The sequence below is a fragment of the Sphaerospermopsis sp. FACHB-1194 genome (genome assembly GCF_014696235.1).
GTDB lineage: Bacteria > Cyanobacteriota > Cyanobacteriia > Cyanobacteriales > Nostocaceae > Sphaerospermopsis > Sphaerospermopsis kisseleviana.
In genome coordinates, this window is record NZ_JACJPU010000024.1 from 1 (window position 1) to 19,190 (window position 19,190).

The window sequence follows — 19,190 nt, forward strand, 5'->3', positions numbered from 1 at the left end:
AACCTAAAACCTTGATATATCAAAGGTTAGAGGCTGATAAACACAGAAATTAGTGCAAGGGTTTTGAAGGGTATACCGGAAAAAGTGTGCATTTTTTGGGATTTCAAGAGATGGCAAAGAAATTTTCAAATCTCCTCCTGACTCCTGACTCCTGACTCCTGACTCCTATGCCCTCACGGAAAGACTTTCTCAGCAAACCCCAATTAATAAAAAATGTAGAGACGCTACCTGGAACGTCCCTACAAATTAATTAGCTTATTTCAACGCTAACCGCTTGCAAAAACTGACAATTAATAATGTGCAATTGAAAATTACCTATCCTTGAAAGAAAAAAGATTGACTTGTCCAATGGAAAACTTTGATCTTTTTCCGCTGAAGAAAGGGAGACTTGAAGAATGGATCAATTATCAATTATCAATTATCAATTGTCAATTGGTAAATTAGCGAGATTTAGCCGTAGTTTTTCCGTCACCAGACTGAGCTTGTTGAAGTAACTGTGGTAGTAACTGCTCTAGTTTTTGCGCTGTTTGTTCTTCTTGCTGCAAATTCTGTTGTAGCAACTGTACCACTTGGTTTTGTCCCATCTGTTCAGCACCTTTGATCAAGCACCGATAACAAGCAATTTCCAAATGTTCTACTACTAACTGTCCACCTGCTATTCCCTGTTCGAGAATTTTTGGACTGTCAGCAGCCAAAAGCATGAATTTTTGACCGTCACTGATCACACCAGCAGCAGCATCACAAGTAACTCGTTGTGGTTGTTGTCCCAGAGTGGTGAAAACCTGCTCTAAATTTCTAATTTGTTGCTCAGTTTCGCGGATGTGTGTCTCAATTAAAGACTTCAATTGATTGTTTTGACAACATTGCCACATCATCTGTTGAGCTTCTAAAAAGCGATGTTCAGCATCATACATCGCACCAATTTCGTAAATGAATTTATCTTGTGAGCTAGAGATTTTTTTTACGCCAGGACGTTCGCTGAGTTGAACCATTGTTTTTCTCCTGAAGGTTAAACGCTGTTTCCAACAGTCGTTCCTTATAACCCTACGTTTAGCCTTCAGTATTCTCTTCATACCTAAGATACAGTTTATATGTTACATATAACGGCTATTTTTGTAGACAAACATAAGACTTGGGGTAGATTTGGTTGATTAAGTTAAAGTAAAGATAGGTAAAGATAGTGATTTCATATAAATGACTGCTCCCAACTTAGAGATAATTTCTACTCAGTTAGAAAGTCCAAATTTGCGCGATCGCATGGTAGCCCTTGCCAACCTCCGCGATATTCCCTCAGAAGATGCTGTACCTTTGATTAAAAAAGTATTGGATGATGAATCTCTGCAACTGCGCTCAATGGCTGTATTTGCTTTAGGTATCAAACAAACCCCAGAATGTTATCCTATTCTGGTGCGAATTTTGGAAACTGACCCAGATTATGGTATCCGTGCTGACGCTGCCGGTGCTTTGGGTTATTTGGGTGATAACAGAGCATTGGAAGCACTATCACGGGCATTTTATGAAGATACAGATTGGTTAGTTAGATTTAGTGCCGCTGTGGCGTTAGGTAATATCAAAGACTCCCGCGCCCATGATATTTTAATTCAAGCACTGAATAGCCAAGAAGTAGTTATCCAACAAGCTGCTATTTCAGCCTTGGGAGAAATACGGGATATAGAATCTGTAGATCACATCCTGCGCTTTGCCCAAGCCGAAGATTGGTTAGTACGGCAGCGTCTAGCAGAAGCTTTGGGTAATCTCCCTACTCCCAAGAGTGTTTCAGCCTTGAAATACTTAGAAAAAGATAGTCATCCTCATGTTGCCCAAGCTGCGACGATTTCTCTCAAGAGACTCCAAGAAATAGAAAATCAAGTTTAGGCAACGCTTCCTGTTAACGTTTAATAATAAAAGTGGTAAGCATTCAGCTATCAGTCGTCAGCAGTCAGCTTTTGAGGCTTACGCCCAAAATACCTATTTGATAACCAACAAATTTCTTAAACATTCTGACTCCTGAACGGCAGTTGCTCCACTTGGGTAAACCCCAAGACTGCACTGCCTCCTCCTGACTCCTGACTCCTGACTCCTGACTCCTTACTTACTTTGTATTTTGCGCCAGGATAATTTGATTCATGAATATTGAAGAGTTTTTTGAATTAAGTGCTGGGAAATGGTTCTCTCACCGTACAAGTCACCATTTAGCCTTTAAGCAATCGGAAGATGGTAAATCAGACATCGTGATTGAAATGCTGTCCGCAGATCATCCAGAGGTGATCAAACTGTGTGAACAGTATGAAGTTCATCCCAGTACAGCTTCCTGTGGTGCAAGAGTTACCTGGAAGGGAACAATGGAATGGGATGAAGAAAAACACGAAGGTTCTACGGTTTTAGTTACCGTACCTGATGCAGATAAACCCGGAGAAGGTAAGTTACTGCGAGAAATGGGTTATGCAGAAAAAGCACCCGTAGCAGGAACTTACAAAATGGGTGAAGATGGTGCTTTAACTTTAATTACTGAGTATGAAACCATGTGGTCTGAGGAAAGACTGTGGTTTGCTAGTCCTAATCTGCGGATGCGGGTAAGTGTCCTCAAGCGGTTTGGTGGTTTTAGTATGGCTTCTTTCACTTCTGAGATTCGCATGGGGGCGACGGAAGCATCTAAAAAAGCGATGGAAGCAGCTAATACAGTTAATACAGTTAACGCCAGCGCCGGTTAACACATTAGACTTCTCCGAAAATTACATAAGCGTAACCTGAAACCCATTCGTAGGGACAATTCATGAATTGTCCCTACATCTTTTTCGGAGAGGTCTAATATTTTGAACTCTTGTTTAACAGGCAAGATGCCTGTTCCACTTAGGGGTTGCTGAGAAAGTCTTTCCGTGAGGGCATAGGAGTCAGGAGTCAGGAGTCAGGAGTCAGGAGTCAGGAGTCAGGAGTCAGGAGTCAGGAGTCAGGAGTCAGGAGTCGTAGGGGCGAAGCATTCGGACGACAAATTATCAATTTTATGAAAAGGCTATTTTCCGAATGCTTCGCCCAGTCAGGAGTCAGGAGTCAGGAGGAGATTGGAAAATTTCTTTGCCATCTCTTGAAATCCCCAAAAATGCACACTTTTTCCGGTATACCCTTCAAAACCCTTGCACTAATTTCTGTGTTTATCAGCCTCTAACCTTTGATATATCAAGGTTTTAGGTTTATTCAGCAAGCCCTAAATACTTTCGTTCCCTTTTGCGTAAGTCCTGTTATACTTGGGTATCTTAAAAAAATAAGGCAATTAAACTTCGTGAAAATAACGATTAAATAAAGTCTGTGTAGCTTGACGATGTTGTTCTCTTAATTCAGGTGGAGACAATATTTCTGCTTTGTCCATATACCGATAAACCCAACGAATAAACTCACCTAAAGAACGGGGTGGTAATTCTACATGGTATTCTATAAATTTGTATTCTCCATTATTTTTGTCAATTTCTCCTAGTATAATTTTTTGGTTTAAATGACGACGCTCTCCTTCTAAAATAAAATTGGAGATAGGATAATAAAAGCGTACTTTAACCTTAACAAATTGAAGATTTCCTGTTAATTCTAACTGTTGTGATTCTGGATCACCTAAATTTAATCCCCAGCCATTTTCAAATAATTTATAGGCTTTCGTTAAACTTGCTCTTTGTTTTTCTAGTCCCCGTGCTGGTATTTTTACAGGATAACAATGACTATTAAAACGGTTGACGCGCCCCATTACTAAATGTCCATTTTCACAAAGTTCATATAATAAATACCAGGCAATATCATGATAAATTAATTGTAAAGGAAATACTTGAAAGCGACCAGTACGATTAGTACCATATAAATCTTTAGTACGCGAAATTTCTATAGCTTGTCCTTGACTTATAGCTTGTTCTAATAATGGTAATTGATGAAATAATGTATCTCTGTTTTCTCCTTTGGCGGCCATTTCTTCGGGGTCTGTGTGAATTATGGCACGATTGAGATGCTGACGGGTGGGATAAAAAAATTCTCCCTTGAGTTCCATATCCAAACCCCGCAGTCTTTTACTCAGGGTTTCATAAATACGTCTTGTTTGGGCATCACCTTGATATTGTGCCTGGGATGCCAAGGCGTTAAATGCTACCTTTAGTTCAGCAGTAGACAGCGCACCATTGCCTAAATAATATCCCCATCGATACATTCGTTGATCAAGAATACCGTAGCGTCTGAGTGTTTCTAAATCTTTGCGTAGTGTGGCAACTGCTGGATAATTATCTGGTAATTCTATGTTTAATTCCTGGGCTAATTGCTGTAGACATATTCTCACTATACTAATGGCATCATGATTTTTGTTGTCACCAGACTCTACATATTCTGGACTCCCCACACCTGGATATTTGAGTAAGGTAGCAATTAACACTAATAAACGCTCAAAGGCTAAACGTTCTGTGTAAGGATGAGTAGTTTTTTTAGGCATTGTCAAAATAATTACTTTGTTAGTAATTTATGGAAAATAATCTACGTACAAAAAGAAAATATTGAAACAGTTTTTAAAGTTTAGCTGTAAGTGTTGAAAATCTTGATTTGTAGCCGATTATTATCATAATTCAGTTTATCTTCTTTTCCTGGTTTTTGAGTGATTCTGAAGTTATGGTAGTCAATATCATCACTTTTGTGTCGGGTTTTTATTCATCATGTATATTTCCAGACGTTCCGCTACTGTTAGAAATGTTTCTGTCTCTACTGTTAATGGAACTATTACTCTGGTTATTTTGCTAATTGCACCTTTGGGTTTGGCAGCAGTAATTATGAATACTCTGTTAGTGACTTTTGCTACTTTTTGGATTTCCAGTATGGCGGATAGAATAGTGTTGTGGTTAGAACCAGAACAAAATGCAGAATTAACATCTGGTACTGGAGGTGAACATCGTACAAAGAAATCTAATTTACAACGTTGGTGGCGTTAATTTAATATGCAGACTCTTTATGTTTCTGAGCAGAATTGCTATGTCTGTTTACAGAAAGAATCTTTGATTGTTAAACAAGGTGATACTGTTTATATTGAAGTACAGTTGCCTTTGTTAGAACAGATTTTGATTTTTGGTTATTCTCAAATAACCACCCAAGTAATTCGTGCTTGTTTATGGCGTGATATTCCCATTGCTTATTTATCAAAAATGGGTTACTGCTATGGGAGAATTTTACCAATTTCTAGAGGATACCGACAATTATCACGTTATCAACAACAATTAACCCCTATAGACCGATTAATTACTGCTAGGGCGATAGTTAAAGGTAAATTGAAAAATAGTAGAGTGTTGTTAAGGAGGCAGAAGAAAAAAAGAGAATCTGAGGTTTTAGAACGGGTTTTAGAAAGTTTAGATTATTTAGCTCAACAAGCGGGACAAGCGGATAATTTAGAACGGTTAATGGGGTTTGAGGGTGCGGGTGCTGCTCAATATTTTTCGGCTTTTAGTGAATGTCTGACTAACCCTGATTTTGTGTTTTCCGGTCGTAGTCGTCGTCCGCCAGGAAACCCGGTGAATGCTATGTTAAGTTTTGGGTATCAGGTGCTTTGGAATCATTTATTAGCATTAATTGAAATCCAAGGATTAGACCCTTATTATGCTTGTTTACATCAGGCAAATGATGGTCACGCGGCTTTGGCTTCTGATTTAATTGAGGAGTTCCGCGCTCCGTTGGTAGATTCGTTGGTAATGTGGTTAATTAATCGCAAAATTATGGATGTTCAAGCTGATTTTGAGTTTAAAGATGGGGGGTGTTATTTGAATGATTCAGGTAGGAAAAAGTTTTTACGGGGATTTTTGCAAAGAATGACTGAAGAAATCCAAACGGATGAGGGAATTAAACAACCAAAATGGGATTTATTGACTCAGCAAGTGAGGGCTTTTAAACAATTTGTTTATAATCCCAGTCATGATTATAAACCATATCGAATTGATTGATTTTTGCTGATGTTTATGTTATGTTTTTGTATGTGATTGCTTACGATATTCCTGATGATAAACGACGGAAAAAGATAGCTGATGTATTGGAAGGATATGGACAGCGTGTACAGTATTCTGTGTTTGAATGTCAGTTAAATACAGAGAAGTACAATGATTTACGTCGTCGGTTAAGGAAGATTGTTAAGTTAGAGGAGGATAATGTTAGGTTTTATCCTTTGTCTCGACATACTCTTTCCCAGGTGGAAGCGTGGGGAGTGGGGATACCAGTGATTGAAACGCCGAGTTCGATTATTGTCTAGTTGTTAGGGAGGCGCGGCGTTAGCCGAAGGTCAGGTAAAATGGCTGAGATGTTGATTATTCCGTTGCGAGCTTCGGTTGCTTGCTGGGTAAGGGTTATGGGGATTTTTGAACGCTGTGGGAAGGCAATCTGTCCACCTTTTTTCGTGACCTTCGGAAACCGCCTCTGGACTCCTTGCACTGTCTGGGTTTAAAATGGAGGGGTCCCCACTCGCTGGGGACATTAATTGAATGGAAACTTCTTGAAGCTACGTATACTTGGTAAGCTTCGTTTGATGTTATACCGTCCCCACTCGCTGGGGACATTAATTGAATGGAAACGGAATCTTACTTCCATCCTTGTTGATTGCGGGGTTCATTAGGTCCCCACTCGCTGGGGACATTAATTGAATGGAAACATTATTTTTAAATTCCTATGATTTTATTAATTTCTCTTACTTGAGTCCCCACTCGCTGGGGACATTAATTGAATGGAAACTTGTCTAATCTCACAAAACGGATAACCGTTTTTAGGTCTAATGTCCCCACTCGCTGGGGACATTAATTGAATGGAAACTTTTTAATACTCTTGTTAGCTTTGCTCCATTCGGCAAGTCCCCACTCGCTGGGGACATTAATTGAATGGAAACTCTCTTAAATTGTAGTCAAGAATACTTACATACTGTGTCCCCACTCGCTGGGGACATTAATTGAATGGAAACTTTATCGAAAAGCAGGATATCTAGAAAACACGCAGAAGTCCCCACTCGCTGGGGATATTAACTACATAACCAATTACCGTAGGGGTTTAGCACTGCTGAACCCCTACTTAGGGGTTGCTGAGAAAGTCTTTCCGTGAGGGCATAGGAGTCAGGAGTCAGGAGTCAGGAGTCAGGAGAAGATTTGAAAATTTCTTTGCCATCTCTTGAAATCCCAAAAAATGCACACTTTTTCCGGTATACCCTTCAAAACCCTTGCACTAATTTCTGTGTTTATCAGCCTCTAACCTTTGATATATCAAGGTTTTAGGTTTATTCAGCAAACCCTACTTAATAACATTTGAGTATCAACAAATCGGCATAAAAATACACAATTTGCAATTAATGTCAAAAAATAAACAATATTTTTAATTAAACTAAATAAACACCTCAAAGCCTTATACACAAAGGATTTCAAGGTGATTTATATTGAAAATTAAATATTGTCAATCAATAGACAAATACTAAATCCCGTCATTACAATATAAATATTGGCTACACAGGGGAATCACCGATGACAGCAGAATATTGGCGGGCTAAGATTTGGGGGTTACTGCATGACCCTATACTGAAGGCATTACATAACAATAGCGGACGGGGTAAAAATAGCTTCTATAAAAAGCTAAAAGTAATGCAGCCTTGGGTAGAAATTGACAAAACCCCCGAAGATTCCCGTGGTAAGGCATTAGCAAACATACTGTTAGCAGACCATGTTGCTTCAGCGAGTGATAGATCCGCCATTGGTGGGACTACAGAATTTATCAACTATGCAGAAGGTAACAACCCTGAAAAGGGATTAGAGATTAGACATTTACTATCTGGGGAAAACCAGGATTTTAAAGTTAAGTTCCATCAGGAATTAATCAAAGATAACCGTGCAAAGTTTTTATTTGAAAAAGAAGAAAGATTATTAGAAATACTAGAAACAGCACCACAGAAATTTCAAGAAGATATTGAAAACAACATTCCTAAAATTAAAGAATTATATTGGTGGCTATGGCGTTGTTTACCCCAAGCAACCTGTGATTTATTTGATAAAGATAATTCATTAATGTTAATGCCGGCAGAAACCAGGATTCCCGATGCTTCAATTTGGAGTCATGTTAGTATGACCGCAGCATTAGCTGGTGGGTTTGCTGGATATGATTTAACATTAGATGAAGTCAAAAATTGGCCAAGAGGTAAAGCTGTTTCTCATCCTTATTTAGCGGTATTTAGTTTTAGTCCAGTACAGGAACTAATTAAATCTAGTCGCAAAATGCGCGATTTTTGGGCGGGTTCTTGGTTATTACATTATCTATCAGCTAAAGTTTGTTGGAAACTCGCCAATCAATATGGACCGGATACATTAATGTATCCCAGTTTATATGATCAACCATTAATTGATTATTGGTTATTGCAACAATATCGAGACTTTGCACCATATATAAACCAACCATCACCAGAATCATTATTAACCGCAGGGTTTCCTAACGTTATAGTATTGGTATTACCAGAAGGCAAAGTACAAGCTGCCATGCAGACAGCCCAGCAAACCCTGTTAGAAGCATGGTTAGAAGTTGGTGATTTAGTATTCAAAGAATTGCATGATAAACGTCATTGGATGCCAGGTTTGAACCCCAATCATATCACATGGAAAGGATGGTTAAAATCCCAGTGGCAAACTTATTGGACAGCATTACCCATAGGTAAATCAGGAACAGAATTTAAATTTTCTGCTAACAAAAATAAGAATCAAGAATTTGAAAGCTGGTCAACAGCACAAAATGAAACTTACAACTTAATCAACAATAATAATCGGCTGTTTAAGGAAGAAGAAAAAGATTTATTACAAGAGTCTTATGAAGTTCGTCAACAGATATATAAAAGGGGATTTAGTGCTAACATAGGTTCATGGTGGGGTTATATATTCGATGCTACCCGTGCTAGTTTAGCATCAGTAAAAAACGCGAGAAACTGGGAACTCCCCACAGCTTTTGGACCACGTTCGACAATTTCTGGTATTGGTCCGGTGGTGAATCCTGGTATTAAGGATAAAGCCAAAAAAGATTGGATAACAGAAGGTGATACTAAGGAATTATGGGGAAAACATGATGCAGGGTTTTTTGATGGTACAGAACAACTAAATGCAACGGAAGTATTAAAGCGGGGGTTACATAAAGTATTACCTCACTTGTTGGGAATCCCAGAAAAAGATATTGCCGCATCTTATCCAGATTTAACTTCTGGGGTGGCGGGGTATTTAAAAGTTAATGCAGAAAATCATAAGCATCAAGAAAATTTTGATCATGTCTGTCAAGAAATATTAGCAAAATTTCTTAGTGTTAAAACCATAATTGATGAAATGTCTGAGAAATGGGGTATTCCCTGGATAGATAATCCAAATATTAATCATCATCATTTGCAAGAATATCATTGTCGCTTATTAAATGCTGGTTGGTTAGTAGAAGATTTACAAACTCCAGAATTAAACATATTACAAGTACAATTAGATAAAGCTAATGAAGAAAATAAAGAGGTAATCAGAAAAGAAATCCTTGCCAAAAAACGTGATTATCGTGAGGAAATTCAAAAGATACTTACTAAATATTATCCCAGTAATAATCCATCAGATTGGTATGTATTAGCCGCAGGTGATGGTGATAGCATGAGTGAATGGCTAAAGGGTGCAAAAATGAAACCCTATAGCAAATATATTCCCGATGGTTTTGCTGAAAAAGTTGCCACAGCAGAAAGACCACTAACACATTTTCCAGAGTTCTTAAAACTCACCAAAAGAATGGGACCAAGTACCCACAGCGCATTAAGTCGAGCATTATTAGACTTCTCTAATCAACTTGTACCTTACCTCACTCAAAACCGTTATGCTGGTAGATTAATTTATGGTGGTGGTGATGATGTTTTAGCTTATACGAATCTGTGGGAATGGGATAAATGGTTATGGGATATCCGCCAATGTTTTAAAGGTGCAAAAGATCCCCGTGATCAGTTTAGTAATGAGGGTGATTATTGGAAATGGAGGGATTACTCCACACTACCCAAGGGTATCCATGACCGCCCCCTATTCACAATGGGCAGCGCAGCCACCATCAGCTTTGGTATCGTAATTGCTCATCACTCAGTACCGTTGGCGATCGCCCTCGAAAGTCTCTGGGAAGCAGAAAAAAAAGCCAAAGATCATGTTTATATTGATGAAAACGGTGACAAAAAAGCCAAGGATGCAGTACAAGTGCGGGTAATCTACGGAAACGGTAACACCCTGAAATCCACCGCTAAATTTGATGTTTTCTATCAGTGGCAACAATTAATTCAACAGGATTTAGAAAGTGCGATATTTGAACAAGCAGCGAGTCTGTGGAGTCAGCACCCAGCACCGAGTCAGGAGGCCATAATACCCTGGAGTAGATTGTTTTGCGATCGCCGTGACCAATTCCAAGAAGATAAAGACAACAAAAAGCAATTTCAAGAAGCCCTTGCAGACTTCCTCAAAGCATTGTTTATCACTACCCAAACTGAAGACTTGGACAGCGAAATTCAAAATTGGCTCAAACTTGCGGCTTTCGTTAAACGCAACCGTCACATCAAACTAGGAGGTGATAAATGATGTACTGGTACAAACTGACACCGTTGAATATTTTAATGTTAAGGGATGCCAAACCATTTTCACCACAAGAAAGGGCGTGGGCGGGTAGTGTGTTTCCTCCCAATGGTCATACTATTGCCGGGGCATTGCGGGGGTTGTTGGGAGGTGGTGAATTTGATATTACTGGTCCATTTTTGAGTTATGAAAACACCTTATATTTACCCCGTCCGTTGGGGTTTGCGGGTTCTATAGACCTTGTACCTTTAGTGTGGGCAAAAGAATCTTATATCAATAATGCTCTCTGGGATAAAACTCAACCTTGTCCATTGGTGAAATCCTATAATAGCAAAGATGAGGAGGAAGAAGAAAACTATAATTCTGGCAAAGAACAAAGCCCTGAATTTAGGCAATATTTACCTTATGAAGTTGTCAAAGAATATTTAGAATCTGGTAGAATTAATAAGGAAAATTGGCAAGCCATTGAAGGTAGACACGAAGATAAACCATACACCATAGAAACCCGTTCTCATAATAGCATTGAACCCGGAACAAAACAAGTTAAAGATGCCGATGGTTACTTTGTAGAAAACGCTATTAGATTATATCAAGGTTGGAGTTTGACAATCGGAATCAACGAAGAAATTGAAACACCTGCTACAATCAGATTAGGAGGAGAAGGACACAGGGTAATTGTAGAATCTTGTCCAGAATTGGGGGAACAATGGCAAGAGTTACAACAACTATCCGATGATAATTTTCAACATGATGGTAAAGCAATAGCCTATTTAGTTACTCCTGGAGTTTTTGAAAGACCACATAAATATAATCCTGAACAACGGGCAAATTTATGTCGTCCTTATCCTTGGGAATGGAAACTCAAAGACGGTATTTTTGTGAGTATGTCCACAGATAAAGCTGTACCGATTAGTTGTAGAATTAGGGAGAACGAAGACAATACAAAAAGCATTACAAAAAGCATTACAAAAAGCATTCCTGCACCCCAAGTATTTGCAGCACCACCGGGGAGTTTGTACTATTTGAATAAACCTCAAGGGTTGTTTCAGGATCAAGAAAAAGTAGAAAGGAATGGATCTAATAAAGATAATCGTGTTAATAACTGGCGAAAACTGGGTTACTCAGAAATGTTGTGGATTAAATATCAAGGAAATTAGAGAAATATGAATTATTTAACCTATAGCTATCTTTTGACACCATTACATACAGGTGCTAGTACCCAAGCTGGTAATCTATTAGGAATTGCCCGCGAAGCACAAACAGAATTACCTTATATTCCTTCATCTTCCTTGCGGGGTAAATTACGTTCATCATTAGAATCTATAGCTGAAATAAAGTCCGAAGCTGGATCTTTTTTTGGAGAACGGATTAAAGATGGACAACAACCCACAGAAGGAGAAGTATGGTTTGCAGATGCTACTTTATTATTCTTTCCTGTTGGTTCATTTAGCCATCAATTTCTGTGGATTACTTGCCCATTATGGTTAAGCAGATGGGGGCGTTGGTTAAGAAATGATAAATTAAATCAGTTAATTGAACAATGGCAATCAGATTTATTAACTAATGGTAAAAAAGCTATAACTTCAGCATCAGGTAAACAAATTTATTTACAAGGTGCTATTCTTAATGAAGATAACATTAAGAAGATTGATATCAGTCATGACTGGGATGTATTTAAAGATATTCCTGATGGTAATGGTATTTTAGACTTGAAAAATAAATTAGTCATTCTTTCTAATGAAGATTGTGGAGCAGTAGTAGAAATTGGATTACAGCGAGAAGTGCGTATTGCATTAGATGAAAATGAAAAGATTGTTGCTGGTGGTTCTTTTCGTTCAGAAGAAGCAATACCATCGGAAACTATTATGTTTTTCCCTTGGGGTATGAAGCCAGAAAAAGAAGCTAATAAAACTCATAAAGTTAGAGAATTTCTGATCAAAATTTTGAATGATAGGCTTCAATTTGGTGGGCTAGAGGGATTAGGTAGAGGTTGGACTGAGAATCAAACTATTGCAGTTAATAAAAAGGAGGAATAGTTCATGCAGAAATTAGACACTAGAGAGTTTAGTCGTCATGCTTATAATGGGTTAATTGAAATTAAAAATAAAGTGCGGACAGTTGACCATAAAAAAGCGAGTGGCATTGTTCAAGGACTATCAGCATACATTTCAACATGGGGATTACATCGTCTCTCTGGAGACGGTTTAAAGTATATAAACAGTCGTTCTGATGAAACTAAGTATAAAGGTTACGTATATCAAGAATTTCTCAGAACTTTGCAGACATTAAGTCAAGTAGCTTTTGCTTATGATGATGCCAGTAGTTTAATTAATCTGGAATTAGAGAAATATACTGGTTTAAATCGTTTAGCAATTGAATTAGCAAAAGAGTGGTCATTTTGGGCAGTACCTATTCTTGGGGAGGCAGAACAAGAATGAAAAATCAAAAATCAGAAGCAGATATATGGCGGGATTTTGTCCAAACAGAAGTTAAGAGCAAATCCAAATTAGGAAAAATCTTAGAATCTTCTCAATATGGTGGTTATGAAAAACCAGTATTAACCATTTATTTTCCTGATGAAAATTCTCGTAAAGCTGCCCAAGGACAAACAGAAGCCATTAAGAAAAAACTCAGAGAACAATATAGATTATTGTGTGATCGCATTAACTTTAATTCTGGTTCTACGACTTCTACAATGGTGAGAAATACTCCTGTTCCCAGAGCTAATTCTACATCAGTTTCACGCGCTCCTAAAAATCATAATCCCTTACAAGCTCTGTATTGGGTTGAACCTAATCTTCCAGAAAATGATGCTAGTCAAAGGATGTCAATTCTCAGAGAAACAGTGGCAGCAGAACAAGGTTGTAATCAAATTTATACCAAACTTTATGAACGGACTTTACAACTAGCCAACGGTAAAGAAAATACAGTTTCAGTTTCCTTTAACTGGCGAATGCGTATTGGGGGAACTCGTGGTTTTAGAGAATTACTATTACCAGTATTACATCCTATATTTGGTATTCCCTATATTCCCGCTTCTACATTAAAAGGAGCAGCAAAAGCTTGGGCAAGAAAAAATGACGCACCAGCACGAGTACAAGAACTATTAGGGATGCTCAATGGTAAAGATGCTAAAGCTGCCAAAATTGAATTTTTAGATGCTTTCCCTACTAAACATTGTCTGAGTATAGATGTAGCAACACCTCAATGGGCATGGAAAGATAATAAAGTCATGTATGGACCAGTGCCACATCCTCTTTTAAGTTTAGAACAACCTCAATTTTTAATAGGATTACGTCCTACTAGTAGACAAAATTCTAATTGCCAGGATGATCTTAAAACCGTTAAATCATGGCTAGAAAATGCTCTTAATAGTGGCATAGGTTCTCGCGTCAGTAGTGGTTATGGTAAGGCGTTAGGTACAATTCCTATCACCAATACTCGAAAAAGTTATGACTTTGAATTGTGGACTCAAGGAATGTATGGGAGTAATCCTCCATCAAGAGAAAATAGTTATCAAGGAACTCCAGAATTTAGACCATCTGCTGTGAGAGGAATACTTCGCTATTGGTTTCGTGCTGTAGCATTAGGATTATATGATGTACCAAATTGTCAAAAATTGGAAGAAGAAATATTTGGTAATTTAGGGAAGCAAGGTAAAATTTCTCTTAGCACTAAAGTTAATCCATCCAATAAAAAAGATCCTTGTTTTTATGCTGGTAAAATCTACTTAGAAGCTACTGAAATCAAGTATCTAAATTTAGCAGAGAAATTATTATTTTTAGCAGTACAATTAGGCGGTGTAGGACGTGGTTCTCGTCGTCCTTTGCATTTACTTAATCGTCGTATGCGTGGCTGTCACTGGCAAATAGTAGGAAAAGATTTACCTCTTCATTATGATGTTGAGCAATGGCGTAAATTTTTCACACAAATAACAAACGCATTTGAAAAAATACAAAAACCCATAGGTTCTTATACAATTAGCCCTGGTAGACCTAGAGCAAGACAACAAGATGTATTAGATAAAAACACTCAAATTTGGTTATTAAAATCACCATCACAAATTCATCCTGAAAAAGTCACTAACTGGCAAACCGATGGAAATTCTAGTAAAGTGCGTGGCACAGCATTAGACTTGCTTTATAGTGATCCTCGGTTTAAAGGACAAAGCCAAGGACAAGGAAATGCTAATGTTGGAGGTGCATTAGAAACGCCTTCATTTGTTTGGATTAAGTCAATATTTACTGATAGCTTACCTTATCAAGTTATTACAATTTTTGGCAGTGATTACCCAGATAGAAAAGAGTTTGCTAAGGAGTTAAAAAAACAAGGTGCAATTTTAGTTTTTGGAGAAATGTCACCATCCAAATCTATTATATCTTCTCCTATAAAACAAAAATAATTAATAAAGGATAACCATGAAATCAGTTTTAATTGCCACCATTGGCACTAGAGATTTAATGTTTCAAATCGCATCCGGTGAATGGTTTAATGTTGGTAATGATAGAGTGCAAAATGGGGAAATTATTGCTGAACAATTAGAAGTAATTTCTGATTTAGGCTTAAAGGATAATACGACTTTTCGGGATTTAACTAAATACCTATTAGATAATATTGAAAAATATGTAGATCACATCCAACCGCCAATTATTGGTAATATATTTCTTGAGCAAGCATCAAACATTGAAAAAGTTTATTTGATAGCTACTGATCAAGAAAAAAACGTTACACAAAGAGAAAAAGATACATTATATTCAGCCGAACTAATTAAACAATGGCTGATGCACAAATTTAGTCATTTTCATAGTGACAATATTCACATCATTTTACTGGGACCCGATGGTACTAACCCCTCAATATTTGAGGATATATTTAGTTGGTGGCGCAAAATTTGGAAAAACACAATTACAGTTAATAAGAATCAGTCTATTTGGGTATGCTTAAAAGGAGGTGTAGGTCAAAGTTCTGAAGCAGCAAGAATTTCAGGACTAAGTTTCTATGGCGATCGCATTCAGTTCTTTGAATTTAAGGAAAATACACGCGCAAATCGTAATGGTATCCCATCAGATTATAGTGGTCCATTTTTAGGTACTAACTATCTTTGGGATAGAACCCAAAAACAGGCTTTAAAATTATTAGAAAGCTATGACTATACAGAAGCTTATGATTTACTAGAACCTTATTTTCAACAACCATCTGCTAATTTTGGAACAATACCTGATTTATTAAAAGCTGGTAAATTATGGAATCAAGGACAATTTGAAGGATTCTTATCTCTTGCTCAAAGTTCTACACAAATATCTAGTGTAGAAGGCAGATTATGGATGGCTTATGAACAGGCTTATTTAGGTGTAATTCGTCTTAAACAGATGAATACCACAGAAGCAATGTTACACAGTTATCGAGCTATTGAAGGTTTATTGTATTGGTGGGCTGCTGATTCTTTTCCAGATCATGTTCAAGAAGAGAAACAAGGATGGCCATTAGTTAATATTTCGATATTACAAAAATATCCATTTTTAACAAGTTATTTTAGTAAACCAGAACCTAAAACTGAAGTTAATCTGCAAGGCTGGTTACTAAAAGACCTATTAAATCTTGCTATTCCTGAAACCGCAAATAGTATTGATTTTCAGGCATTTTGGTATTCAGCCAAGACTGCCAGAAATACTTTTTCTCATCGCTTAGGTGGTTTAGCAGAACAAGATGTTTTTACCGCTTGGGGTAAGGATATAACCAACTCACAACAATGGCAAAAAAGGATTTTAAATTGCATTAATTTAGTCACTGGAAAATCATTTAATACCCTATATAAAGCTAGTTTATTTGCTCAAATGCATACTGAAGTTATAGCCACTCTCAAAACCCAAGAAATCAAAATTAACTAAGAAATCCAAATGTTTACTCTATGAAAAAACAATCAAATTAGCACTGTTATTATTACCATACAAACACTAACATTAGGGGAATTTACAAATTAAATGATCATGAGCGATCGCACAATCAGCAATACCTATGATGAGGAATAGAAAATGACCACACCAAACATTTTAGAATTAGCTAAACAAGGAAATACCCAAGCAATTACTACCTTGATGAATAAAGCCTTGGAAACTAAAGAAATAACTGTTCAGATAAGTATTACAGATAGAAGTATGACTGTAGTTGGAGAATCTCTAGCAAATATAGAACAATCATTCTTTGTAAATTATGTGCGTCAAACTATAAAAAAATTAAAATTATCAACAGTAAAAACAGTATATATTCGAGGAAAAATAACCGATAGCAAAAACCCTATTTGGACACAAATTATTGACTTAGAAGATGAAATATTAGTACAAAATGATGCACAAAATGGACAAAGTAATTTTGTTAGTCAGTTAAATAATTCTCAGGGATTCAACATTTTAGTACAGTTTCGAGAAATAATAAATACTATATTTTTAGGAGGAATATTAGGAATACTATTTTTCAACTTATTCTGGGAACAACAACCCAAAACTGTAGAATGGGAATATAAAACTGAAAGTTTTGAAGATGCTATGTTTGATAGCAGTATAAATCTAATTGGTCAACAAGGCTGGGAATTAGTATTTGCCAGAAGAGCATTAACAGGCGGAGAATATTCTCGTCGGGGAATTTATGAGTGCATTTTTAAAAGACCTAAGCAGAAAAGCAATGAAAATAGGATATCTAAATATGAATGATTGCTATAGTCGAATACTTACAGAAACATTACAAAATAAACTGCAAATTTTCCCTCTATGAAAACAACAAATACCAATCAAGTTAGCACCCTAATAATCACCGTAGGAACACGACAAATAGGATGGCGTTGTCAAGATGGTATCATTCGTTCCTTTGGTGCAGATGGTAATATTAGTTATCCTCCACATATCAACGAACTCTATCAAGAATTGGGAATTGAACGAGGTAATCATCAAGATGAAAATGGTAAAACCTATCCTTGGAGTGGTCGGGATTTAGGTCAAAGATATTATGATTATTGTAAAGAATGGTTAGGTGGTGACTTTAGTAATGTGGAATTGCTGTTAGATCAAACTGTCATTGAAGGAGGAGTAAAGCAAGGTTTAAAACATATTATCCTTTGGGGAACAGACCAACCAACAAGTATTACTTGGAATTTTCGCAGGTTAGATACTTTATGGTTAGCAGAATTAATGAAGGGAAAAATTAAAAGTTTATTTCCTGATATTAGAGTTGATGTTCACGCGCCAAAAATTAATGCTGGTAATAGTGATGAAATTCGAGAAGAATTAGAACAACTGGTTTTAAAAGAAGCTATCAATGCTAACGAAAATCAAGAGTTTGTTCTCTGGATACAAACTAAAGGATGTACCCCTGTAATTGCTTCTAATGTAGAAATTTGTGCGGCTGCTTTAGTACGTCAATATCAAGTATTTAATGCCAGTCCCGATGAACCAAAGGAGTTTTTTACCACCTTAGAAAACGGTTTAGTTACTGCTAATCATTCCCAAACTTTCAGTTTAATTTCTATGGCTGAATATTTCTGGGCGTTGGAAAAAGTCAAGATTAAATCAGCTTGGGAAAGAGGGGATTTTTCAGAAGCCCAAATTTGGCTAAAAGTTCATGAAAATCGTCATTCAGTATTATATAAATTAGCTGGTTTTTTAGCAAAATATAATAATTGGGAATCTAATGATGATTTTTATCAAAAACTTAAAGAGTGGATAGGTTCTAATGGTGTTAGTAAAATAACTGATTCAGAACAAATTATCAATTGGAAAACTCAACTCCAAAAAATGCAAACTGATGATATCACCAAGTTATGGGAATCAACAATTATCTTAGAACTTTCTCTAAAACGAGAAAATTACACCACTGCATTTATTCAGTTTGTGCAACTTTTAGAACAGTTATTGTATATTCAATCAACAGCCCAAAATTGGACTGCTAGAGGTTGGATAGTAAGTAATAAAGATGAAGTAAGTCTAGCCGAATTAATGCAGGGTTGGTGTTTATACAAAAAAATTAACCAAGACAATAGATGGTCAAAATTGCTAAAGGCTATTAGAATAAAGCGCAACGAAATTATTCATAAGGGGGAATCTATAACTTCAACAAAAATCGGTGATATTTGGGCTAATAATAACTTTTCAGGTGTATATATACCAACAACTTCAGAAAACATTAAAAACCTGATGACGGATACATTCAAAGAAATCAGCACTCCTCCGAATTTGAATAACTTATTAATGCGTTCTTTGTATCAATGGGGACTGCAATACTTAGAAGATGCAAGTTAATAATAGACTTCTCCGAAAAAGATGTAGGGACAATTCATGAATTGTTCCTAAGAATGGGTTTCAGGTTACGCTTATGTAATTTTCGGACAGGTCTATTAGACATCTCCACAATAGAATGTATTAATTTATCATAAGTTGTAGGGGCGAAGTAGGGGCGAAGCATTCGAGCGATTAATGATCGGTATTCACCAAAGGATATTTTCCGAATGCTTCGCCCTTACAGGGCGATAATTTAACGGAAAAATCAGACATCTAGATATCCCATAAGCTTCGCCCTTGCCCCGATAAATAAGTTCCATAATTTCTTTTCTGGAGATGTCTA

The 19,190-nt window shown here is 36.9% G+C and carries 16 protein-coding genes and 1 CRISPR repeat array; of the genes, 14 read left to right on the forward strand and 2 right to left on the reverse strand.

From position 1 onward, the window contains the following. Positions 1-440 precede the first annotated feature (440 nt). The gene (locus H6F45_RS14795; RefSeq protein WP_096566173.1) at positions 441-992 is read right to left on the reverse strand and encodes a DUF892 family protein; all 552 of its coding nucleotides are present in this window, start codon (positions 990-992) and stop codon (positions 441-443) included. A gap of 202 nt (positions 993-1,194) precedes the next feature. Between H6F45_RS14795 and H6F45_RS14800 the strand changes: the two genes are divergently transcribed. The 3 genes from H6F45_RS14800 (at position 1,195) to H6F45_RS14810 (ending at position 3,163) form a co-directional block, all read left to right on the forward strand. Continuing rightward, entirely contained in the window at positions 1,195-1,875 is a 681-nt protein-coding gene (locus H6F45_RS14800) for a HEAT repeat domain-containing protein (protein ID WP_137668754.1), read from the forward strand. Positions 1,876-2,126: 251 nt separating this feature from the next. Further along, entirely contained in the window at positions 2,127-2,711 is a 585-nt protein-coding gene (locus tag H6F45_RS14805; RefSeq protein ID WP_137668755.1) for a phycobiliprotein lyase, read from the forward strand. Positions 2,712-2,857: 146 nt separating this feature from the next. Beyond that, positions 2,858-3,163 (forward strand): hypothetical protein, encoded by a 306-nt coding sequence (locus H6F45_RS14810; protein ID WP_190347549.1) that lies wholly within the window; start codon positions 2,858-2,860, stop codon positions 3,161-3,163. Between the two features lie 105 nt (positions 3,164-3,268). Here the strand turns inward: H6F45_RS14810 and H6F45_RS14815 are convergent, their stop codons facing one another. Further along, positions 3,269-4,456, reverse strand: a complete 1,188-nt coding sequence (locus tag H6F45_RS14815; RefSeq protein ID WP_190347550.1) for a WYL domain-containing protein — start codon at positions 4,454-4,456, stop codon at positions 3,269-3,271. A 217-nt stretch (positions 4,457-4,673) separates the two neighbouring features. On the opposite strand from H6F45_RS14815, the gene csx18 reads away from it, so the two are divergent. From csx18 to H6F45_RS14870, 11 genes are all read left to right on the forward strand, one after another. Continuing rightward, the gene (gene csx18 / locus H6F45_RS14820; RefSeq protein ID WP_137668231.1) at positions 4,674-4,946 is read left to right on the forward strand and encodes a CRISPR-associated protein Csx18; all 273 of its coding nucleotides are present in this window, start codon (positions 4,674-4,676) and stop codon (positions 4,944-4,946) included. Between the two features lie 6 nt (positions 4,947-4,952). Further along, positions 4,953-5,945, forward strand: a complete 993-nt coding sequence (gene cas1 / locus H6F45_RS14825) for a CRISPR-associated endonuclease Cas1 (protein WP_190347551.1) — start codon at positions 4,953-4,955, stop codon at positions 5,943-5,945. 20 nt (positions 5,946-5,965) lie between these two features. Beyond that, positions 5,966-6,247, forward strand: a complete 282-nt coding sequence (cas2, locus tag H6F45_RS14830; protein WP_137668229.1) for a CRISPR-associated endonuclease Cas2 — start codon at positions 5,966-5,968, stop codon at positions 6,245-6,247. A 201-nt stretch (positions 6,248-6,448) separates the two neighbouring features. Continuing rightward, a CRISPR array of direct repeats spans positions 6,449-7,021; the repeat unit is 36 nt; unit sequence GTCCCCACTCGCTGGGGACATTAATTGAATGGAAAC. Between the two features lie 475 nt (positions 7,022-7,496). Then, the gene (cas10, locus tag H6F45_RS14835) at positions 7,497-10,586 is read left to right on the forward strand and encodes a type III-B CRISPR-associated protein Cas10/Cmr2 (protein WP_190347552.1); all 3,090 of its coding nucleotides are present in this window, start codon (positions 7,497-7,499) and stop codon (positions 10,584-10,586) included. After that, on the forward strand, positions 10,583-11,737 hold the full coding sequence (locus H6F45_RS14840) for a type III-B CRISPR module-associated Cmr3 family protein (protein WP_242052630.1): 1,155 nt from the start codon (positions 10,583-10,585) through the stop codon (positions 11,735-11,737). Before cas10 ends, H6F45_RS14840 begins: the two co-directional genes overlap by 4 nt. Positions 11,738-11,743: 6 nt before the next feature. Continuing rightward, positions 11,744-12,616 carry a type III-B CRISPR module RAMP protein Cmr4 gene (gene cmr4 / locus H6F45_RS14845; RefSeq protein ID WP_190347553.1) on the forward strand — a complete coding sequence of 291 codons (873 nt, stop codon included), beginning with the start codon at positions 11,744-11,746 and terminating at the stop codon, positions 12,614-12,616. 3 nt (positions 12,617-12,619) lie between these two features. Further along, on the forward strand, positions 12,620-13,018 hold the full coding sequence (locus H6F45_RS14850) for a hypothetical protein (protein ID WP_190347554.1): 399 nt from the start codon (positions 12,620-12,622) through the stop codon (positions 13,016-13,018). Then, positions 13,015-14,982 (forward strand): type III-B CRISPR module RAMP protein Cmr1, encoded by a 1,968-nt coding sequence (gene cmr1, locus H6F45_RS14855; RefSeq protein WP_190347555.1) that lies wholly within the window; start codon positions 13,015-13,017, stop codon positions 14,980-14,982. Before H6F45_RS14850 ends, cmr1 begins: the two co-directional genes overlap by 4 nt. 16 nt (positions 14,983-14,998) lie before the next feature. Continuing rightward, positions 14,999-16,468 (forward strand): hypothetical protein, encoded by a 1,470-nt coding sequence (locus tag H6F45_RS14860; RefSeq protein ID WP_190347556.1) that lies wholly within the window; start codon positions 14,999-15,001, stop codon positions 16,466-16,468. A 144-nt stretch (positions 16,469-16,612) separates the two neighbouring features. After that, a complete protein-coding gene (locus H6F45_RS14865) occupies positions 16,613-17,287 on the forward strand; it encodes a hypothetical protein (RefSeq protein WP_190347557.1) in 675 nt (224 codons plus the stop codon). A gap of 57 nt (positions 17,288-17,344) precedes the next feature. Beyond that, positions 17,345-18,868: a hypothetical protein gene (locus H6F45_RS14870; RefSeq protein ID WP_190347558.1), complete on the forward strand. Its 1,524-nt coding sequence runs from the start codon at positions 17,345-17,347 to the stop codon at positions 18,866-18,868. The last annotated feature ends 322 nt before the right edge of the window (positions 18,869-19,190 follow it).